The 21,381-nt window shown below is 70.9% G+C and carries 11 protein-coding genes and 1 pseudogene; 5 read left to right on the top strand and 7 right to left on the bottom strand.

Translation table 11 applies throughout. The features are described 5' to 3' along the window. Positions 1-98: 98 nt before the first annotated feature. A complete protein-coding gene (locus AB0D48_RS32580) occupies positions 99-2,063 on the top strand; it encodes a CHAT domain-containing protein (RefSeq protein ID WP_362405215.1) in 1,965 nt (654 codons plus the stop codon). Then, complete coding sequence (locus AB0D48_RS32585) at positions 2,060-7,177, top strand: peptidoglycan-binding domain-containing protein (RefSeq protein WP_362405218.1); 5,118 nt, start codon at positions 2,060-2,062, stop codon at positions 7,175-7,177. Before AB0D48_RS32580 ends, AB0D48_RS32585 begins: the two co-directional genes overlap by 4 nt. Before the next feature lie 5 nt (positions 7,178-7,182). Here AB0D48_RS32585 and AB0D48_RS32590 read toward each other — a convergent pair whose 3' ends face one another. From AB0D48_RS32590 to AB0D48_RS32620, 7 genes are all read right to left on the bottom strand, one after another. Then, complete coding sequence (locus AB0D48_RS32590) at positions 7,183-8,577, bottom strand: hypothetical protein (protein ID WP_362405221.1); 1,395 nt, start codon at positions 8,575-8,577, stop codon at positions 7,183-7,185. A gap of 127 nt (positions 8,578-8,704) precedes the next feature. Continuing rightward, on the bottom strand, positions 8,705-11,188 hold the full coding sequence (locus AB0D48_RS32595; RefSeq protein ID WP_362405224.1) for a CHAT domain-containing protein: 2,484 nt from the start codon (positions 11,186-11,188) through the stop codon (positions 8,705-8,707). Between the two features lie 131 nt (positions 11,189-11,319). Continuing rightward, positions 11,320-12,750 carry an NAD(P)/FAD-dependent oxidoreductase gene (locus AB0D48_RS32600; RefSeq protein WP_362405227.1) on the bottom strand — a complete coding sequence of 477 codons (1,431 nt, stop codon included), beginning with the start codon at positions 12,748-12,750 and terminating at the stop codon, positions 11,320-11,322. A gap of 40 nt (positions 12,751-12,790) precedes the next feature. Beyond that, positions 12,791-13,213: a thioredoxin family protein gene (locus AB0D48_RS32605; RefSeq protein ID WP_362405230.1), complete on the bottom strand. Its 423-nt coding sequence runs from the start codon at positions 13,211-13,213 to the stop codon at positions 12,791-12,793. A 73-nt stretch (positions 13,214-13,286) separates the two neighbouring features. Continuing rightward, on the bottom strand, positions 13,287-14,726 hold the full coding sequence (locus AB0D48_RS32610; RefSeq protein WP_362405233.1) for an aldehyde dehydrogenase family protein: 1,440 nt from the start codon (positions 14,724-14,726) through the stop codon (positions 13,287-13,289). A 152-nt stretch (positions 14,727-14,878) separates the two neighbouring features. Further along, positions 14,879-16,078 carry a thiolase family protein gene (locus tag AB0D48_RS32615; RefSeq protein ID WP_362405236.1) on the bottom strand — a complete coding sequence of 400 codons (1,200 nt, stop codon included), beginning with the start codon at positions 16,076-16,078 and terminating at the stop codon, positions 14,879-14,881. A 173-nt stretch (positions 16,079-16,251) separates the two neighbouring features. Continuing rightward, positions 16,252-17,325, bottom strand: a complete 1,074-nt coding sequence (locus tag AB0D48_RS32620; protein WP_362405239.1) for a LacI family DNA-binding transcriptional regulator — start codon at positions 17,323-17,325, stop codon at positions 16,252-16,254. Between the two features lie 341 nt (positions 17,326-17,666). Here AB0D48_RS32620 and AB0D48_RS32625 point away from each other — a divergent pair, with 341 nt between their 5' ends. From AB0D48_RS32625 to AB0D48_RS32635, 3 genes and pseudogenes are all read left to right on the top strand, one after another. Then, positions 17,667-18,896, top strand: coding sequence for an MFS transporter (locus AB0D48_RS32625; RefSeq protein ID WP_362405251.1), 1,230 nt, complete (start codon positions 17,667-17,669; stop codon positions 18,894-18,896). Positions 18,897-18,988: 92 nt separating this feature from the next. Continuing rightward, positions 18,989-19,684: an alpha/beta hydrolase gene (locus AB0D48_RS32630; protein ID WP_362405242.1), complete on the top strand. Its 696-nt coding sequence runs from the start codon at positions 18,989-18,991 to the stop codon at positions 19,682-19,684. Positions 19,685-19,844: 160 nt separating this feature from the next. Beyond that, a pseudogene (locus tag AB0D48_RS32635) lies at positions 19,845-21,245 on the top strand (amidase); the annotation flags it as partial. Positions 21,246-21,381 lie beyond the last annotated feature (136 nt).

A 21,381-nucleotide genomic window follows, 5' to 3' on the forward strand; every position in this document is an offset into this window, starting at 1 on the left:
TCCCGCTCGACGGGTGACGGGTGGACATCCACCCGTGGCGGGTCGACCATGGAGGTAGGACGATCACGCAGCGCTGTATCGCGAGCGCGGGGCTTGGTATGTCGACGATCCTCATCCACGTCGGAGACCCCCAGTCACAGGGGTTTCCCGAGGACGTCTACGTCGACGACGGTTCGGATCCTGAATGGTTCGTCAATCCGCGTGCCCGAAAGTTCATACCGAGCTACGAGCTGGCACAATGCCCCGGCCTGATGGATGACGGCATCCAGGCCGACGACTTGCTGTCGACCGGGCGGGACCTCTTCGGCGCCCTCCTGTCCGGCAGCCCAGCCGAGGTCTGGGAGGCTGCGACCTCGAATCGGGACTCGCGCATGGTGCTGGACATAGAGCCCAGCGATCTCCGCTCACTGCCGTGGGAACTGCTCTGCACGCCCGAGCCCCAGGAGCACTGGCTCTTCGAGAACGAGGCAAGCCCCTGCGTCCGGGCGCGCATCCCCTTCGCGATGCAAACAGAGCCGTTGACCGGACCGGTCCGGCTTCTCGTCATCATGGGCGACCCCGACGACGAGGTACTGAAGGGGGACCGAGAACTCGAAGCCATATACACCGGGCTCAGCAATGTCCCCTGCTGCTGGCAGGTGCACGTTCTACGCGCACCCGATATGGAGAAGACGCGCCAGGCCCTCGCAGACTTCACCCCGCACATCCTTCACTTCATCGGGCACGGCAAGCAGTCATCCGCAGGGCCGTCCCTTGAGATCATGGCCCCGGACCAGCCCTGGGACCTCAGCGCCGGTTTCATCGCCGGAGTTCTGACCACGCCTCTGCGCCTCGCAGTGCTGAATGCGTGCCGGACGTCAGGTGCGGATCCCCAACAAGTGGTCTGGGGGCTCAGCGACGCCTTCTTCGAACGTGAGACACTGGCGGTCGTTGCCATGCAGGGCGATATCGCGTCTGTCCCTGCGGTGCGGTTCAGCAGAGAGTTCTACGGGCAGTTGGCGGCGGGGCGAGCTCTCGACGAGGCCACGGCCCACGCACGCAATCGACTCCACTGGGTGAACGGCGGTCATCCCCGCGACGGGGCCATGCCCGTGCTGACCGTCCAAGCCGACCCCTCGGTGATCCTCAAGTGGCCCCAGCCGATCGACCATCTGACAGTGACGAAAATGCGCGGGCAGGAGTTCGAGGGGCCACGCTGGCTGGTGGGACGCGGGATGGAGCACCACGAGATAATGGAGCGCCTGGCCTCGATGCTCACGGCGGACAAGGCCGATCTGCTGGCCGTCACCGGCGACAGCGAAGCCGGAAAGTCCGAGCTGACCCGCTCTTGCCTGTTGACCAGTATCTGGTGTGGCGTTCCCGTCGTCTACGTGAATCTTATGAACAAAGGTAATCTCAACCTGCAGGGGTTGCTCAAAGAGATCAAGGATGCTGTCGCTCATTGGCTCGGACCGAAAGCCGAGCGGCCGGTCACCACCTTTACCCAGGCGCTCCAGGCCAAGGAAGATCTCGTCCAGTCACTGCGCGAGGGGCAGCCGTTGGCCGCCACCGCACCCGGCGTGGCGCTGCCACCTCTCAACGACCGTCCGCGCGACGCCGTGGCCTACGAGAAGAGCTTGCTCAACGACTTCGCTCTCTTCCTCCAAGCGGTCACCCACGAACCGATCCTGCTGATCCTGGACCACGTCCTTCGCTGCGAACCGTACGGCCACGTCGTGGAGAACCTGCTGAAACCCGCTGCTGCAGGAGACTTCGATCCGGTTCGCATCGTGGCCGTCGACTGCGGGCTCGACGCAAAGCTCGGTGCGCAACTGGTGGACCGGGTCAGGACCGTCAGGACCTTCGACCGGAGTGAGGCAAAGCTCCTCGTCCGCGAGTACTGCGCCCGCAAGCGGGACTTCTACCGAGGACAGCGGCCCGACGAGGAGTCCTGGACGGCCTTCGTCAAGAGCATGCGAGCTCGGGCTCTCGAACGAGAGGGAGAAGACGGAGAGTACTTCAGCCCCAAGGAACTTGTGGCGTGGGAACAGATGGCGTACACGTTTCGGCAGGTGCAGCAATGATCACCGTGGACGAAGCCGCGAAGCGCCTCGCATCAGGCGAGGACCTTGCCGACGTCACCCTGTCCTTGATGCCCGAGCCCCTGCATCGGACACTGCTGCGGTGCGCCTTGGTGGACGGTTTCGACGAGGCGCTGTACGACGCGGCCCTGCGTGACGGTGTGGGGCCGCCGCTGGACGAGCTGGTGCTCCAGCCGTGCGTCCAGCCGCAACCCGGGAGGGCGGGCACCTACGAGGTGGCGTCCGGACTACGGGAAGCGGCCCGGCGAGCCTGGTGGCTCGAAGTCGGAGCGGTACTCGACTCCCTGCCGGTGCCTGAAGCACTCCGTGCCGCCGAGCAACGCATCGCAGACTTCTGCGAGCGTACGGGCCGAAGCCTGGCGGCCTTGCACGCCCTCGTCGTCGCTGATCCCGACCGGGCAGCCGCGCGCTTCGAACAGTGGTACCGGGAGCGGGACGAGCGCTTCGACTTCCCCGGCTGTCAGGACCTGCTCGACGCTTTGAACGACTCCTGGGCATGGATGTTCAGTCCGCGCCTGGCTGAACTGCGCAGTGATTGTGACCGCTATCTCCGGTCACGGATGCTCTGGTACGACGCGCTGCTCAGGTCGGGCCACTATCTGTCCCGGCCCGACCTGGAGCACAGACTCGACCAACTGCTGACCGGAACCCCCACCCGCGCACTGCGACTGCACGCCTTCGGCGGTATGGGGAAGTCGATGATGCTCCAATGGTTCATCGCCCGCCGCTGCGTCGCCGCACCGGCCCGGGTGCCCTGCGCGCTGGTGGACCTCGATGCCGTCGACGTGGTGAATGTCGTACGGAGTCCTTGGCTGCTCACACTGGAACTCGCGGAGCAGCTCAACGAGCAGATGGTCGGCGCCCCCTTCCAGGAGCTGCTGCGCCGGCACGGCGCGTACCGCTCGGTGCTGTTCCGAGACGCCCCGACGTTGGCCCGGTCGGGGGCGGCCGCGCTCGATACCGCCGCAGCCGAATCCGACGCCCTCGATGTCCGCGACCGGTTCCTCAGCACGCTGAGCGAGGACCATTCCGGAACAACGCTGCTCATCGTGCTCGACGGCTTCGAAGTCGCGGTACTGCGGTCACTCGGCGGCTCCGCCGGACTGGTCGATGTCCTGGCGGACATCCACGCTTCGTCGAACCAGGTGAGGCTGATCCTGTCCGGGCGGGTCACCGGCGCCGAGGAGCTGATCCGGCTGGACGAACGTTTGTCGGAGCACGACATGGGCCAGCTGGAGATCCCACCGTTCACCGCGGACGAGGCCAGGAGCTATCTGACCGGAAAGCGCGGCATCCGGCGTACGGAGCTGGTCGACGCCATCGGGCGCAGGGCCCAGGGGATCCCCTGGCAACTCGCGCTCTTCGCCGACGTGGCGGACTACTCGCCGGACATGTCGGTGGAGAGCGTGGCGAGCCTCGACCCCCAGCTCGCCTGGTGCATGGACCGCATCATCGGCAAGATCGAGGACGACGCCCTGAGGTGGCTGGTCCGGTACGGCGTGCTGGCGAGACGACTGAGCCGGGACTTCGCCGAGCAGGTCGTTCTCCCCCGAATGGTCTCGGCGATGCGGGGTACCAGGGACGACTGCCCGGAAGATGATCCCCGGCCGTCCGGATCCCCACCCGCGTTCCGCACCGGAGTCGCACCTCCGCACGGGCCCGCGGATTTCGCGCGGATCTGGGAGAACCTCAAGCAGTATTCGGCCGAAGTATCCTCCTGGGTGAGCACTGCCCCGACCGATCCGGACACCCTGGTCTTCCACCCCTGCGTGGCGGAGCCGCTGCGGCGCCTTCTCTCCGGACAGCCCGTCTACCGGCTGCTGCACGAGGACGCCGCGCGCTACTACGAGCGGCTGGCCCAACTGCAGCCGACGGCGTGGGCCGCCTGGACCAGGGCAGCGCTCTACCATCGCATCCAGGCCTATGGATACAAGGCGGCGCCCGCCTGGCGGGAGGCCGTGGAACAGGCCAGGGCTTCCGGCCGCTTCGAGGACCTGGCCGAGATCGCGGGGGAAATCCTCGGCCCGCAGTACGTCGACGAGGACGGCGAGCCGCTCAAGGTCGCGGGAGACATCCCCGCACTCGACCCGCGGCTGCACGCAGAGGCCCACGTGGAACTGGCCTGGGCTCTCGCCCGCAGAGCGCGCAGCGATGAGCTCTCCGGGGGACACCAGCTCTGGAGCGAGGCCGAGCGCAGTCTGAGCGCCGTGGAAGCGATCGCGACGCAGTCCGCCGTACGGCTTCCCCCCGTGCGGTGGAACACCGCACGGGGCGCGCTACTGCTCGCCCGTGGTCGGCCCGGGCGCGCCGAAAAGGCTTTGAGGCCCACCGCGGAGACCATCGAGCTGTCCGCGGACTTCTGCTTCGCGCTGGAGGTGTACGCGGGGACGCTGAGCGCCCTCGGGCGGCCGGACGAGGCGTCCGCGGCGTTGCACACGGCCCAGCAGATCGCCCAGACCTTGGGAGACCAGCCCAACTCGGCCCATCTGGCGCATCTTCTGGCCCAGGACGCGGCGGCCGGCCTGAAGTACGAGGAAGCCCTGCGATGGGTCCACGCGGCCCCGCGCGAGGGCATCACGGCCGCCGCGCGCACCGGGCTGCGCCGTATGGAGGCGGAGCTGGCCCTAAGCCTCGGGCTGCCCGCTACCGCCGCCCGGCTGGCCGCGACACCGTCCGACGACCCAGGGGCCCGGCCGCTGCCCCTGAGCGTCGAGGCGCTACTCACGCTCGGTCTGCCGCGGCAGGCCCGTGCTCTGTGCGAACGCGCGCTGAGCACACCCGTCAGCCTGCATCCGGAACAGGAGGCCGCGGTGTTCGCTCTGCGCGGGCGGGTCAATATCGAGCTCATGCAGGTGGACCGGGGCATGAGCGACCTGCTGGTGGCGCGTGAGCGATATGCCCGCTTCCAGGACTACGAAGGCACTGCCGAGTGCGCGCTCCACGCTGCCAGGGCGCAGCTCGACGTCGTCGGGAACCACTTGGAGGCGGCGCAATTCCTCGACGAGGCGATGCGGCTGAGCTACGAGGACAACAGTGAGATCGCAACCCGGTGCCTGTTGCTGCAGTCGGATCTCATGGCCGGGCACGGAGACACAGCTGGCGCCACAAGGGTGTGTGAGGACGTTCTGGCGCAGCTGGAGCAGACCGGTGCGGACCCACTGCTCATCGTCGAGGCTGCCGCACACGGGCTGGCCCTGGCGGACGACCGGCCCGAACCATTCGGCGAAGCCCTGCTCCGCGCACTGCGCCGGGTGACGCCGGCCACGGCGCGCCTCGCGCTGCTGCGCACGCTGGAGTACTGCCCGGGGCCGCTTGCCGTCGGGCTGGAGCTGCTGACGCTCGTCCTGCCCGACGGAGGCCCGCCGAAAGCGGTGGATCTGATGGACGTCGGATGGTTGGCCGCACGCGCCGCGACCGCGTACCGCCTGGCAGGCCAACTCGGCGACGCGCGTCGCTGCGCCGCCCGAGCGGCCGGGATCCTCACGCGCGAGGACAGCTTCGCCTGGTGGCGGCTGGCCCGGTTCATGGAGCTGACCGGGCCCGTCGGGCAGGGAGAGCCGCAGCCGCCTGCCCTCGACGGCTATGACGAGTATCCGTTGCTGCAGGCTGCCCATCTCATCACTGTCGCCCGGCGCTGGGCTGACCGCGTTTCGCCGGACCGGACCGCCGAACGGCTCCGCCTGGCGGACACCCTTCTGCCGCCGGGGCCGGCGAACCGGTGGCAGGTCCTGTCCCACGAGACCTGGTCCCGGCTGCTGGCCAGGACCGAGAGCGCCGAGGCGGACCTCCACGTGCACGCCGCCCGTGCCGTCCTCGCGGAGCTCGGCGACGAGCGCGGGATCCCCTCGTCGCAGCCCCCGGCCCCGGATACCGTCGGTTTTGCTCTCGCTCCGGACGGTGCCGTGCTCGTTCACGGCGGCGACCGAGAGCTGGGCCGGGTAGGGCCGTTGGCCCCGCTCGCCTTGGCGCTACGCAAGAAGAGCCATCGGATGTCCCTCGGGCCCCTCGTCAGCGCGATTCTCGCCGGTGACCCTCTGGTGCCCGGCGAATGGACGCTGGAGCCACTTCTCAACCAGGGCATGATGGAACCTTTGGACATCTGTCTGACCGTCGCCCAGCCCGAACTCGCGCAAGTGCCCTGGGAGATCGCGGCGACGAGATACGGCATGCTGGCCACCGACGACCGGGTCCGGTCCGTCTACCGGATGCCCCGCACCCCTCGGGCCGGGAGGGTCCGTACCGGTGTGCTGCAGGAGACCCTGGACCTGCTGGAGGCCGGCCCCGGCCCGGTCGACGGGCTGATGGGGCCGCAGACCACACGTGCGGTGTCGGATGTGCAGCGTTCCCTCGGTCTGGATGCGGACGGAGTCGCCGACTCGCTCACGTGGGCGCGCCTCCGCGCGGAGCTGTCGGGGCGCCGCCGCAGTCCGCAGGTGCTGATCCTGCGGCGCGGAGCCGCGCGGCAGCTGGAGTCCCAGCGCGGGCACCAGCTGGGCGGGGCCGACCTGAGGGTCGCCTACGAGAGGGCCGGCTGGGTCATGGAGGTCGCGGACGACCCGAACGGCATCGTGCTCGAACATCTGGCGGCCCGGATGCCCGCGCCGGACGTGATCCATGTGAGCGCCACCATGGAGGGGGTAGGCACTGTCCCGTACATCGATTTCGGAGCGTCCATCTACTCGGGAGACTCCGCCTGGGCGACCGAGGCCTCGGACACGATCACCGTGACGGACCTGGACCACTTCGTCTGCAGGATGTCCGCCGGACGTCCAGCGCCGCTGGTGATCCTGGACATCGCCAGGCCCGCCCGGCCCAGTGAGCTGGTTCGACAGCTCCTGCTCCGCAACGACTTCGCCTTCCAGCTCGCGAGTCTGGGCAATGCCGTGGTGGTGCTCGCCACCGGCCTCACCTCGGCGGGCGATTCCCAGCAGATCGAGGAGCTCGTCCAGAAGCTCAGGGATGACCGGACACCGGCCGAGGTCGCCCGGGGTCTGCAGCACATGGCAACCGGGGACCGGCTCAACGCCCTGCCGTACGCGGCGACCGCGCTGATGAGTTCGCTGCGGCCGTACGAGATGCTGCCCATCGGCATCTGACGCGGTCAGCTCCCCGGCAGCCACTCCGCGAGCCGCGAGCGCACCTGCGCGTCCCGGAAGAAGTCGAGGTGCGCCACCGCACTCGTCGAGGGGATCACCAGTGGATCGCGCACGACGTATGAGCCCGCGCGATGGACGCCGTCGGTCGGCACCACAAGGTCGTTGCCGACGCCGAACAGACGGTCGACCATGAGGTTGAGCGCCTTGATGGCGAGCCCTGCCCCTTCGGCAAATCTGAAATCGGATGTGATCGCGCGCACCGTCCCCCTCGTCGGCGCTGCGGCCGCGTTCAGATCACTCAGCTCGGGAGAGGCGGGATCCATCGCGGCCAACCCGCCGAGTCCGCCCAACGCTCCGGTGGCGCAGTGCTTGACGACCTCCAGGATCACCTCAAGCGTGGTGCTCACCATCTCGTCCGGGAGCAGGCCCAGCAGATTGGTGAACACGTCGAGCAGATCGCCAAGCCGCTGGTCATCAGCAAGAACCGTGCCTGCGTTTGGGGTTCCGACGTGAATGAGCGTCCGTACCGAGGGAGCGGGCCGTCCGGTAGCCCTGACGACTCCGTCTTGGCCGAGCTGGCGGGCCACCAGCCCTCCGCGCGAGTGGGTGACGACGTCGAGGGTCAGCGGCCGGCTGGTGGGGAGCTGCTCGAGGAACCAGCGGGCGTTGTCGGCCGGATCCAGATGGACGGTCGGGTGATCGAACAGGAGGACCCGGTCCCGGTACCGGCCGTGGAGGTCGTGCAGCAGCTGCCCGTCCATGGCGATGCCGTGGAATCCCGAGTGACACCGGCTGAAGGTGCCATGGACGAACACAAGGAACGGCTGGTCGGCGAGCTCGGCGAGCCGGTCAACAGTCACCGGCTCGCCAGCCGTCGGGTCGAGGAAGCTGCCCGGACTGGTCAGCCGCAACCCGTAAGGACGGAACCGGTTCTCCCAACGGCCCACCGCGAACTCCGCCGCCCTGCCTGCCGCCCGCTCAAGGGGAAAGCGCAGGACATGCAGGACCTTGCGAATCCCGAACCCGGCGACTCCGCGTTCCTGTGTCCCGTCCGGAACGACGAACCGCTCCATGGAGACCCGGAAGGTCTGGACCGACCCGGCCCGGTCCGTACCGCCCCCGTGTGCCGCGGTTTCGGACACCACCCAGCGCACCACTCCGGTCCCGTCGACCTCCAGGACGACCTGCCCTTCGTCCTCGCCCGGTGCGGGTACCTCGAGCGCCACGTGAGCGACGGCTGCGTCTCCTCGCACTCTTCCGCTGGGGCGGGTGGGGACGGTTAGGTCGCTGAGGGGCAGCGTCAGAACCGGGCGCATCCCGGCCTCTTGGGCGAGCGTCCCCAGCAGCCGTGCCGCGCCGTCAGGAACCTCGTCGGTCGCCAGCCGGTCTGCGAAGTCCACCGGACCGGTGGCCCGGACGGGGCCGTTGGCACCGGCCCACTTCCGGATCTCGCCGACCCGTCCGCCCACGCCAGAGGACCGCAGGACGACGCCGTACGGAAGATCCACACGTCCGTCCCGTTCGAGCTCAGACATCGTCCGCTCCTTCCTGGTCCCACTCGATGGTCAGCCGGGGATGGCCGTAGAACAGGTAGGCGAGGGGGGTCGAAACACCCGCGCCTGATGCCCCCTGGGTGGCGGCGCGCTGTCGCCGTAGGTATTCCGCGGGCGCGGTCTTGCCTTTGAGCGCGGCCTTGTAGAAACCTTGGGCGAACTCCCTGGCGACGCCGTCGTCGACGTTCCACAGCGGTGCGACGGCCGCGCTGATGCCAAGGCCGACGAAGGCCGGCACCATGCCGACGTACGAGCCGAGCGCCTTTCGGCTCTGTCCCAGCTGGCAAGCGTTGAGGAAGACGAGACCCACGAGACTGGTCTCGACCCCGCGCACCGACTGCCGGCTCAAATACGAGCCGTCGGTCATCATGATGCCGTCCTCCGAGTCGGCGGCATCGAACTTCCCGTGTACGGCAAAGTGCAGGATGTCCGGGGCGCCCACCTTCCGCCCCAGCCTGCCCAGCACCGGATCGGTCAGAGCGTCCACGGTCTCGGCCCGGTACTCCGTGATGAGGTGATCCGCCTCGGCGGCCGCCTGCTTGAGTGGGCTGGTGGGGTAGTCGCCGGTCACGACAGCCATCGTCCGAGCCGTCAGACGGGCCGGGGGGGCCGCAGAGCGAATTTGATCCTTGTACGTCCACCGTCCCACGGTCGCCTGCGCGCCGAGGTGGGCGGGAATGCTGGTGTCCCAGGGCTCGGGCACCATGGCGAGCTCCCAGGGGACGTACGGATCCCAGGTGGCAATCAGCACTGTAGGGGGGTTCGTCACCCGGGCTGCGGCTCGGAGGGCTTCCCACACCTGGAGTGGCACCGCATCTCTCACGTCCAGGCCGATGCCGCGGAGGTGGGATGGGAGGTCACTGGCATCCTTCCGGTCCTGGACGCTACGCATGGCCGAGCGCGCCCACTCCGCCTCACCGCCGAGCCTTGAACCGGGGGTTTTCCCAGCAGGTCGCACCTGGCGATGCGGAGACCGGTACAGCCAGCAGAGCCGGGTGCCTTCGGCATCGTTTCCCGGAGCCACGATGATCTCCAGGTCCGGCTGGGTGGCCGGATCGTCAGGCAGCACCCAGGTGATACCGGCCGGCTCTTCCGAGACCTGCGCGGCTACGGCGTCCTCCGGGCCCTCCCCCACCAGTACCGTCCGGTGGGCCACTCCGATCACTCGCCCACTGACGGAGTACACCGCGGTGATCACCCGCTCGGCGGCGAAGGCGTCGTCGTCCGTCGCGCGCAGCCGCCGCAGCTGGTAGGGGTACAAGTCGTCCGGGCCGGCCTTCATCCGGACGCTGAGCTGGTCCCCGCCCATCACCTCGAACCCTGGAGCGAGGATCTCCACGTCCAGCAGGAACTCTCCGCCGGGGACGGTGAGCGAGGTGGGCTGAGACACCTCGGGCGACGGGGTCGGGGCCAGTCCCACACGTAGTTCGAAGACGTGCGCCGGGGGGACCCGTCTCGGCGCGTCCAGTCGAGCGTATGCCTCACGTCTCCCGCCGTCGGGCGCGGGGGACGGCGCCACGGGCTCGTTGCCGGCATCAGGTCTCCTGCCGTACCCCGCGGGGGACGGCGCCCCGGGCTCGTCACCGGCCCGGCGCGCGCCCCGGGCTTTCGGGCGCAGCAGCAATGTGACGCTGGCGAGCGTGCCTGACTCCCTGGGGGGCGGCCAGTTCAGTGGCGGCCGGCCGAGGTGTGGTGCCGCCCGCGTCAGCTGGCGAAGGGTGTTCAGCTGTCCACTGGAATCCTCGGCGTCAAGGCGCCGGTAGACGGCGCTGAGTACGGCGGCGGGCGGCACGAGGGTGAGCAGAGCGCCCAGCCAGTTGTCCCGTTCCCCGGAGGGCCGTTCGGGCAGGGCCTGAAGTGCGGCCACCGCCGTCGTGGGCAGGGCCTGAACGACCAGGCTCAGTCGTTCCGTAGCGGCGGCCAGCGTGTCGTCGTCCGAGTCCATCGCCGCGATCAGCGTGGAGACAAGGCTGGTGAGCAGCTCTCGGGCCTCTGCCTTCGGCAGCGTGGCAAGCGGTGACAGGTCGGCAGGGAAGTCCGAGCCCTCCAGCAGCCCGTCCCTCACGGCCGCCGACAGTTCCCGCGCACCTGCGGCGACCGGGACCGGAGGGCTTTCAGCCGGTGGCGCCGGCGGCTGGACATCCGCCGCGAGGGAACGCCCTGCCGCCTCGTGGTGCGGTGAAGTGCGATCGGCAGCCCAGTGGTCCAGCACGGCCCGAACCTCCGGCACGGGAAGGATGCCGGCCGCTGCGATCAAGGCGCCGGGCAGTTCGCGCTCCGTCCGCAACCGATGGAGAACGATTTCACCGACGGCCTCGGCAGCCGCTGCGTCCAGGGGCAGCGAGGCGGACGCCGTGAGGGCCTCCATGCGGAGGCGACGGTCCTCGCCCTGCCCCGCAATTTCGAGGAGCGGTTCGATGTCGCTCGTGGTGACGAAACGGTCCGACCCTGCAGACATGACGCCTCCGGATGCCGATCAACAACCGATACGGAACGTAGCGAAAGGGAAGCACAAGGTCACCAACCGTCGGCTGCGTTTTGCGGCTCGGAACTGACGCCCCGTCACCGCGAGTGTGCGGCGGGCGACTTCTACCCCCGGTACGTCTCCAGCAGGCGCAGCCAGATCTCGCTGATCGTGGGGAACGCCGGGACCGCGTGCCACAGCCGGGCGATCGGCACCTCCCCCGCCACCGCGACGGTGGCCGCGTGGAGCAGCTCGGCGGCGCCCGGGCCGACGAAGGTGGCCCCGAGCAGGACCTCGCGGTCCAGGTCGACGACCATCCGGGCCCGTCCGCGGTAGCCGTCGGCGTAGAGCCCGGCGCCGGAGACCTTGGACAGGTCGTAGTCGACGGCGCGCACCCGGTGGCCCGCCCGTTCGGCCTCGGCCAGGCTGAGGCCCACCGCGGCGGCCTCCGGATCGGTGAAGACCACCTGCGGGACGGCCCGCGTGTCGGCGGTCGCCGCGTGCGCGCCCCAGGGTCCCGTGTCTTGCGGAGCGTTGCCGGCCGCGCGGGCGGCGATGGCGGCGCCCGCGATCCGGGCCTGATACTTGCCCTGGTGGGTCAGGAGCGCACGGTGGTTGACGTCTCCGACGGCGTACAGCCAGTCGTGCCCCGGCACCCGGCAGCTGTCGTCGACCCCGATCCACTCCCCGGCGGGCAGGCCTACGGTCTCCAGCCCGATGTCCTCGGTCCGCGGCGAACGGCCCGTCGCCATCAGCAGTTCGTCGCCCTCCAGCATCTCGCCGCCCTCCAGCACCACCGTGACGGGCCCCGTGGAGCCGTCCCGTACGACCGCCTCGACGGACACGCCCGTACGGACCACCGCGCCCGCCTCGCGCAGCGTTTCGGCGACCAGCTCACCCGCGAAGGGCTCCATCCGCGGCAGCAGCCGCGGTCCGCGTACGAGTACGGTGACCTGCGATCCGAGGGCCTGCCACGCCGTGGCCATCTCGGTGGCGACCACCGAGCCGCCCACGATCAGCAGCCTCCCGGGCGCCTCCTGGGCGGAGGTCGCCTCCCGGCTGGTCCAGGGACGGGCCCCGGCCAGCCCCGGCACGTCGGGGATCACGGCCCGGGTGCCGGTGGCGACCACCACCGCGTGGCGGGCGGACAGCACGTGGTGCTCGCCCTCGGGGCTGGTGACGGCGATTTTGCGGACCCCGTAGAGCCTGCCGTGGCCCCGGTACACATGGGCGCCGATCGAGTCGAGCCAGTCGATCTGGCCCCCGTCCTTCCAGTTCCCGGTCCAGTAGTCCCGGTGCGCGAACACCGCCGCCGTGTCCAGCGGCCCCTCGACGGCGCCCGCCAGCCCCGGCACTCGCCGGGCATCGGCCCGGGCCAGCACCGGGCGCAGCAGCGCCTTGCTGGGGACGCAGGCCCAGTACGAGCACTCCCCGCCCACGAGCTCGCTCTCCACGAGGGCGGTACTCAGCCCGGCGGCGCGGGTCCGGTCGACGATGTTCTCGCCTGCCGGTCCCCCGCCGAGCACCACGACGTCGTACTCCACGGCTTCGGTCATACGGATCAGTGTCACCGCCCGCCGGGGGCGGCGTCACGCATCAGGCCTCCGGCGTGCCGGGTTCCCGCGCGCCGGCGTCCTGCGCTCCCCCGTCCTGCGCGCCCTTCTGCTCGGCGGCGATCTTGGCGCGCACCTCGTCCATGTCGAGAGCGCGGGCCTGCCCGATGAGGTCCGTCAGCGCCGCCTCCGGCAGGGCGCCGGGCTGGGCGAAGATGGCCACCTGGTCCCGGACGATCATCAGGGTCGGGATCGAGGTGATCTGGAACGCGCTCGCCAGCTCCTGCTGCGCCTCGGTGTCCACCTTGGCGAAGACCAGGTCGGGGTGGGCCTGCGAGGCCTTCTCGTAGACGGGGGCGAACTGCAGGCACGGCCGGCACCAGCCCGCCCAGAAATCGATCAGCACGAACGGGTTCTCGCTGACCGTCTGGTCGAAGTTTTCCTTGGTGAGCTCGACTGTAGCCACGGTTTCCAGACCTCCTGATTGAGCCGTCTGCTCCTTGAACGAACGACCTGCCGTCCGCATTCCTGGGCCCTTTCTAGAAAGGATGGCCTGCGGGCGTGGCGCGGGTCGTGGTCCAGCGCAGTTCCGTGAACGCGTCCAGGTTCGCCTCGCCGCCGAAACGGGCACCGGTGCCGGAGGCGCCCACTCCGCCGAACGGGGCGACGGCCTCGTCGTTGACCGTCTGGTCGTTTATGTGCGCGATCCCGGTCGGGATCCGCTCGGCCAGGTCCAGCCCGCGCGCCGCGTCCCTGGTCACGATCCCGAGCGAGAGGCCGTACGGGCCCGCGGAGGCCAGGGCCACGGCCTCCTCCTCCGTCGCGAAGGAGCGTACGGGCGCGACCGGGCCGAAGACCTCCTCCGCGTAGGCAGGGGTGTCGTCGGCGACGCCCGCCAGCACGGTCGGGCGGTAGAAGAGGTCCCGGTGGGTACCGCCGGCGACGAGCTTGGCTCCCCCTCCGGTGCTGGCCTCCACCAGGGCGTGCACGCGCTCCAGCTGGGCCCGGTCGATCAGCGGGCCCAGGTGGACCTGCTCGCGGTACGGGTCCCCCACCACCAGGGCCTCCGCACGTTCGGCGAGGCGCTCCACGTACTCGTCGTAGAGCGAGGCGTGTACGAGGTGGCGTCCGGCGGTCATGCAGATCTGGCCCTGGTGGAAGAAGGAACCCCAGGAAGCCTGGGCCACTGCGGCTTCGACATCGGCGTCACGCAGCACGACGAGGGCGGAGTTGCCGCCCAACTCCAGGTGGGCGCGCTTGATATGACGACCCGCCAACTCACCGACCGACCGGCCGGCGGCGGTGGATCCGGTGAAGGAGACCACCCGGACCCGGGGGTCGGCGACCACCGCGGCTCCGGTCTCGGCCCCGCCCGGCAGGACGTGCAGCAGCCCGCCCGGCAGACCGGCCGCGGCGAACACCGCGGCCAGGGCGATACCGCCGCACACGGCGGTGCGCCGGTCCGGCTTGAGCAGCACCGCGTTGCCGAGGGCCAGCGCGGGCGCGACGGAGCGGATCGCGAGGATCAGCGGGGCGTTGAACGGAGCCACGACCCCCACCACCCCGGCCGGCACCCGCCGGGTGAAGGACAGCCGGGGCGCCTCGCTCGGCAGCACCTGCCCGGTCGGGCGCGAGGCCAGGGCGGCGGCCTCGTAACACTCCTGCGCGGCGACGTGCAGCTCGAAGTCGGCCTTGCCCGGTATCGAGCCGGACTCCCGCACCAGCCACTCCCGCAGCTCCTCGGCGTGCACGGCGAAGAGGTCCCCGGCGCGGCGCAGCACGGCCGCCCGCTCCAGGTGGGTGGCGCGCGCCCAGTCCCGCTGCGCGGCCTGGGCCCGTACGGCGACCTCCGTGACGTCGGCGGGGGCGGCCAGGTCGATGGTGGCGAGGGTGCGGCCGGTGGCGGGTTCGACGACCGCGGCGGCGCCGCCGGTGAGGGTGGGTCCGTCCTGCCAGAGCGTCGGATCGAGAAGCGGCATGGCGCGGGGCCTCCGGGTGGGGATGGGGCGGGGCGGGGGGCGGCAGCTCGCGCCATCGTGCCAGACCGGAGGCACCACTTCTGTTCAGTTATTAGGCAGTTGACACTGGACCGTGTCCGGAATCGATCGACGACCGTAGGGCGGCGGTGGGTTCAGCGCTCCAGGACCAGCGCGATGCCCTGCCCCACGCCGATGCACAGCGCCGCCATGCCGGTACCGGACCCCGCCGCCGCCAACTGGTGCGCGACCGAGCCGGCCAGCCGGGCTCCCGACGCGCCGAGCGGGTGGCCGATCGCGATGGCCCCGCCCCGCGGGTTGACCACGGCCGGGTCGAGCTCCGGCCAGGACGCCAGGCAACCCAACGCCTGGGCGGCGAAAGCCTCGTTGAGCTCGAAAGTGGTGAGATCGGCGAATCCGCGGCCGGCCTTGCCGAGCGCCCGCTGGACGGCGTCCACCGGGCCCAGGCCGAAGAGCTGGGGTTCGATCCCGGTGACGGCTGAGGCGCTGATCCGGGCGAGCGGCTCCCGGCCGGTGGCGGCCAGTCCCGCCTCGTCCGTCAACAGGAGTGCGGCAGCACCATCGTTGAGCGGCGAGGCGTTGCCGGCCGTGACCGTGCCGCTGCCGTCCGTCCGGAAGGCGGGCTTGAGCCGGGCCAGCGCCTCGGGCGTGGAGCCCTCCCGGATGCTTTCGTCCCACTTAAGGTCCACGCCCGCGTAAGGCACGACCTCGTCCTCGTACAGGCCGGCAGCCCAGGCCGCCGCGGCCTTGCGGTGGCTGTCCAGGGCGAAGGCGTCCTGCGCCTCGCGGGTGATGCCGAACTTGTCGGCCACGAGTTCGGCGCCCTCGCCGAGCGAGCCGGTCCACTCCGCGGGCATGCGCGGATTGGTCATCCGCCAGCCGAGCGTGGTGGACCACATCTGCTGGTGGGCCGCGGGGAAGGTCCGTTCGGGCTTCTGCACCACCCAGGGGGCGCGGGTCATCGACTCGACGCCGCCCGCGATGGCTACGGAGGCGTCGCCGAGCGCGATGGCGCGGGCGGCCTGAATCACGGCTTCGAGGCCGGAGCCGCAGAGCCGGTTGACAGTGACGCCGGGAACGCTGACCGGGAGCCCGGCCAGCAGCACGGCCATCCGCGCGACGTCGCGGTTGTCCTCGCCCGCGCCGTTGGCATCACCGAACACGACGTCGTCGATGCGCGCCGGGTCGAGGTCGGGCGTACGGTCCACCAGCGCGCGCACCACGTGCGCGGCGAGATCGTCCGGCCGGACCCCGGCCAGGGCCCCGCCGAACTTGCCGATCGGGGTGCGGACGGCGTCGACGACGTACACGTCGCGGACGGTGCGGATGCTCATGGGGTCTCTCCTGGGCGGATCCGTACGGGCGGTGGCGCATCGGTGCGTGCGTGGGCACCGCTGAACGCCGCCGGGCGCGCCCGGTGGGGCGCGCCCGCAGTCTCCGTCCGCAGGTCACCGCCTGTCAACGGCCCCCTGGAGCCAGGCCCGGGTCCGGTGGGATCCCGGCAGCGTCAGGTCGACTCCCGTTGGACTGCCACGGCCGCCATCAGGTCGTGCCGCTCCGTGATCTCCGAGGGCTCCCGCACCGCGCGGTCCACCAGCGACGCCAGGTGGTCGCCGGTCGGCATCTCGATCTGCACCGTGCTGAGCCGGGGCCGCAGCAGCCGCCCGATGAGCAGGTCGTCGGCGCCCATGACGGCGACGTCCTCGGGGATGCGCAGCCCCTCGTCCTGGAAGGCGCGCATCAGCAGCATGCCGTACTCGTCGTTGTACGCGAACACCGCGTCGAGCCCGAGCCCGCGCCAGCGGGCGGCGAGCGCCGCGGCAGACTCCTCGGTGTAGGCCATCGGGAGGGCCTCGATCCCGGCATCGGACCCGGGTCCGGATCCTGCCTCGGACCCGGCCACCGAACGGGCGCCCGCCAGTCGGGGCGCGGAGAACAGGTCGAGCCCGTCCTCCTCGGGCACGATCACACCGATCCGCCGCCGGCCGCGCGCGACCAGATGGGCGGCGGCCCGGGCACCGACCTCCTCCTGGTTCATGACCAGCGCGTGCGCCCCCGGCACGCTGACCGGGCCCATCGTTATCACCGCGCGGGCGCCGGCCCGCTTGAGGGTCTCCACGTTGCGCGCCGAGAGCGTGATCTCGCCCAGCGAGATCACCGCCACCGGACGCAGCTCAGCCCAGGCGCGTGCGGCCTCGTCGCCGCCGAGACCGAGGCTCCCGTACTGGACGACGGTGTAGTCGAGGCGGCGCAGCGCCCACTGGAGCTCGTTGAGGAAGGTGCTGTACAGCGGTCCGACCGGCACGTGCGAGGTGGGCAACAGCACGATCCGGGTGTGTCCGGCGCGCAGACTGCGGGCGGCCGCGTGCGGGACGTAGCCGAGCTCCTCGGCTGCCGCGCGGACCTTGCGGCGGGTCGGCTCGCTGATGCGCACGGCTTCCGCGTTGTTCAGTACGTACGAGACCGTCGCGCGCGACACACCCGCGAGGCGGGCCACGTCGGCGCTGGTCGGCACGGGGGGCGGCGTAGGAGACCCGGAGGCCGGTGCCGGGGGCTTCGGCGATTTCGATGACTGTGACATTGCCGTCGCATCTTTCCAGACCGGTTGCGCCCGGGGGCTGGCGGATGGCCTGAAACGGATGCTACACAGTGGTTACACGATTCATTGACACGTGTAACCCGGGTGTCGCATCCGCTCGTCAGATGTATCCCCGGACGTGTCGCGACCGTGTCCAGCCGTGCCGTCGCCCTGTCGCGCTCCGTCGCACCCCCGCCGTCGCGACAGGGCGGCGCGCACCCTCGTCCGCACCTTGCACCGCCTTCATCCCAGCTCAGCCGCACCCCCGCAACCCCGCCCCTCATCCGCTCGCATCTGCCCAGGAGGACACCGTGGCCCTTTCCTCCCCCGGCAATGGCACCAGCATCGACACCGCCGACGCCGACGCCGACGACGCCTCCTCCGGCCCGGGACGCGGCCTGCTCCCGCTGCTGCTCGTCGGCAACAGCGCGATGTACGCGCTGTACGTCGGGGTCGCCGGCGTGCTGCTCGCGCTCCAGGTGGAAGACATCGACCCGGCGAACAAGGTCGCGAACTTCGGCCTGATCGCAGGGGTCTCGGCGATCTTCGCGACGGTCTTCAACCCGGTCGCCGGAGCCCTGTCCGACCGCAGCGGACGGCGCAATCCCTGGATCCTCGGCGGCGGACTCGCCGCCGTACCGGCGATGTTGCTGCTCGGCTTCGCAGACACGATCCTGCTGATCACGATCGCCTGGTGCCTCGGCCAGGCCGTCATGAACGTCTACCAGGCCGCCATCACCTTCGTGGTCCCCGACCGGGTGCCGATGAGCGCCCGCGGCAAGGCCTCGGCGGCGGTCGGCCTCGGACTGCCCTTCGGGTCGACCCCGGGCGCACTGGCCGGCGCGGCCTTCTCCGAGGACTACCGCACCGGGTACCTGGTCTTCGGCGCGCTCGTGGCGGGCGCCGCGGTCCTCTTCACCGCCTGCACCCGGGAACAGCGGCTGCCGGCCCGCGCCCCGATGCCCGTCAAGGCCCAGCTCGCCGCCTTCGCGAGCGCGTTGAAGGACCACGACTTCCGGTGGGCCTTCATCGGGCGGGCGCTCCTGGTCCTCGGGTACTTCGCGGTGAGCGGCTACCAGCTGTACATCCTGCAGGACCACACGGCGCTGCCCGACGGCATGAAGCCGGAGGCCGCGGTGGCGGTGCTGATGCCGCTGACCAGCGTGGCGATGGTCCTCTCCACCGTCCTCGGCGGCTACCTCTCCGACCGGTTCGACCGCCGCAAGCTCCTCGTGGGCGCCTCCGCCCTGCTGTCGGCGGTAGCCCTGGTGATCCCCGCCGTATCGAGCACCTGGACCGCGATGCTCGCCTTCTCGGTCGTCAACGGGCTCGCCTTCGGCTGCTACATGGCCGTGGACACCGCCTTGGTCACCATGGTGCTGCCCAAGGCCGAGGACGCGGCGCGCGACATGGGGGTGCTCAACATCGCCAACGCGGGCCCGCAGATCGCCGCCCCGTTCATCGCCTCGGTCATCGTCTCGCTCAGCGGCGGGTACACCGCCCTGTTCATCGTCGCGGCCGTACTGGCGGTGGCGGGCGCCCTGGCCGTGAGGCCGATCCGCAGCGTGCGCTGACCGCTCTGCTCCCGCGCGTCCTCCACTTCCTCGGCTTCGTCCACTTCTTCGAACGCTTCGAAGCCTCCGAGTACTTATGGAAAGGCACCACCGTGCAGCTTCACACCCGGACCTGGGGCGAGGGCGACCGCCTCGCCCTCCTGATCCACGGCATCATGGCCGACCACCGCACCTGGCGCCGGGTCGGCCCCGCCCTGGCCGGCCTCGGGTACCGCGTCATGGCCGTGGACCTGCGCGGCCACGGGGCCAGCGGCCGCGGCGAGTACCGTCCGGAGCTCTACGCCGACGACGTCGTCGAGACGCTCCCCGCCGGCGCCGAACTCGCCATCGGGCACTCCCTGGGCGGTCTGACCCTGTCCCTCGCGGTGGACCGGCTGAAGCCGCGACGGGCGGTGTTCTCCGACCCGGCGTGGTACCTCACCGCTCCCGTGGAGGGCTTCGGTCCCGAGATGCTCGCGCAGTTCAAGGCGGCGCCCAAGGAACAGATCCAGGCGATGAACCCGCGATGGGACGAGGCCGACGTCGACGTCGAGCTGGAAACCCTGGCGGTGTGGGACGAGGCCACCGCACTGAGCCTCGGTCCCCTGATGGGAGCCGACCTGATGCCGGGAGCGCCGGTGGTCCCCTCGCTCGTACAGCTCGCCGATCCGAGCACCCTGATCACGGAGGAGCGGGCCGACATCCTCAAGGAGCGTGGTTTCGAGGTGCGTTCGGTCTCCGGGGCCGGACACACCATCCACCGTGACGACTTCGACGGGTTCATGGCCTCACTGGAGGGCTGGATCTAGTCGACCACGACCGCTCCCCGTTACCGTCTTCCTACCGGTCGGTAATGGGGAGTGGGTCGCGGTGTCGGATTCTTCAGTGACGGGTTCAGTGTCAGGTTCTTCGGGGTCGGATGCTTCAGGGCCGGATTCTCCAGGGTCAGCGGTCGCGGCGGCCACGAGGACCGCATCGGGCACCGTCAGGCCCTGGGGGTTGGTGGAGATGGCGGCTGCTCTCGCCGAAGGGAGCATTACCGCACGGCAGTTGACCGATCAGTCGCTGCGGCGGATCGCGGCCGCCCAGCCGGAGCTCAACGCCTTCCGGACCATACGCGCCGAGGCCGCCCTGGCCGAGGCGGACGCGGCCGACCGCCGGCTGGCCACGGGCGAGCGACTGCCGCTGTTGGGCGTCCCGCTCGCCGTCAAGGACGACATGGACGTGACGGGCGAGCCGACCTCCTTCGGCTGCGCCGGGAACTTCGCCCCCAAGACCGCCGACAGCGAGGCGGTACGAAGGCTGCGCGCGGCCGGCGCCGTGATCGTCGGCAAGACCCAGACGCCGGAGCTGGGCCAGTGGCCGTTCACCGAGGGGCATGCCTTCGGCGAGACCCGCAATCCCTGGAACCGCGCCTACACGCCCGGTGGTTCCTCGGGCGGCTCGGCCGCGGCCGTGGCGGCGGGGCTGGTCCCGGCGGCACTCGGGTCCGACGGAGCCGGCTCGGTACGGATCCCTGCGGCGTGGACCCACCTGATAGGCGTCAAGCCGCAGCGCGGACGCATCTCGACCTGGCCGGAGCCCGAGTCGTTCCACGGGCTCACCGTCAACGGCGTACTGGCCCGCACCGTCGCCGACGCCGCACTCCTGCTGGACGCCGCGAGCGGCCCGCACCCCGAGGACCTGCACCGCCCGGCCCGCATCTCGGCCGTCGAGGCAGCCCGCCGCACCCCCCGCCGGCTGCGGATCGCCCTCTCGTTCGCCATGCCCTTCACGGCGACGCCCAAGTCACTGGATCCCGAGGTCCGTTCGGCGGTGGAGCGACTGGCCGGGCGGCTGGAGTCGCTGGGCCACGAAGTGGTCCCCGAGGACCCGCGCTACGGCCCGATCGGCCTGACCTTCGTTCCCCGGGCGACCAGCGGCGTACGGGACTGGGCGGCCCGGGTGCCGGATCCCGCGCTGCTGGACCCGCGCACGCACGAGGCCGTACGGACGGGCCGGATCCTGGGCGGCCTGCCGCTGCGGGCCGCCCGCCGGGCTGAGTCCGTACTGCGGTGGCGGGTCGGCGAAATATTCGGCCGCTTCGACGTGGTCCTGACCCCGACGACGGCCACCCCGCCGCTGCGGATCGGGGCGCTGGCCGGGCTGGGGGCGATGGCCACGGACCGGGCGATGATCGCGGCCTGTCCGTACGCCTGGACGTGGAACGTCCTGGGCTGGCCGGGGGTGAACATCCCGGCGGGCTTCACGGCCGACGGACTCCCCATGGGCGCCCAGTTGCTGGGCCCGGCGGAATCGGAGCCGACACTGCTGGGCCTGGCGGCCCAGGTGGAGGCGGCAGAGGCGTGGGGGGCGAAGCGTCCGGGGTGAGGGGTGTTGGGTGACGGGGCGGGGCGGGGCGGGGGCTTCGGGGGGCGGGAGCCGCTTACTCCGGATCAGGGTGGGGCTGGGGGTTTCCCGTCCGTCCCATCGTCTTCCGGGTCGGGCCGGTCCCTCAAGGGCGCTC

It is taken from the genome of Streptomyces sp. NPDC048269 (assembly GCF_040652395.1).
In the GTDB taxonomy this organism is placed as follows: domain Bacteria; phylum Actinomycetota; class Actinomycetes; order Streptomycetales; family Streptomycetaceae; genus Streptomyces.

Excerpts from the sequence above, each read along its gene's own strand:
- AB0D48_RS32580 (WP_362405215.1), top strand. The coding sequence starts at position 99 with ATGTCGACGATCCTCATCCACGTCGGAGACCCCCAGTCACAGGGGTTT.
- AB0D48_RS32600 (WP_362405227.1), bottom strand. The coding sequence starts at position 12,750 with ATGACCGAAGCCGTGGAGTACGACGTCGTGGTGCTCGGCGGGGGACCG.
- AB0D48_RS32585 (WP_362405218.1), top strand. The coding sequence starts at position 2,060 with ATGATCACCGTGGACGAAGCCGCGAAGCGCCTCGCATCAGGCGAGGAC.
- AB0D48_RS32615 (WP_362405236.1), bottom strand. The coding sequence starts at position 16,078 with ATGAGCATCCGCACCGTCCGCGACGTGTACGTCGTCGACGCCGTCCGC.
- AB0D48_RS32595 (WP_362405224.1), bottom strand. The coding sequence starts at position 11,188 with ATGTCTGCAGGGTCGGACCGTTTCGTCACCACGAGCGACATCGAACCG.
- AB0D48_RS32610 (WP_362405233.1), bottom strand. The coding sequence starts at position 14,726 with ATGCCGCTTCTCGATCCGACGCTCTGGCAGGACGGACCCACCCTCACC.
- AB0D48_RS32620 (WP_362405239.1), bottom strand. The coding sequence starts at position 17,325 with ATGTCACAGTCATCGAAATCGCCGAAGCCCCCGGCACCGGCCTCCGGG.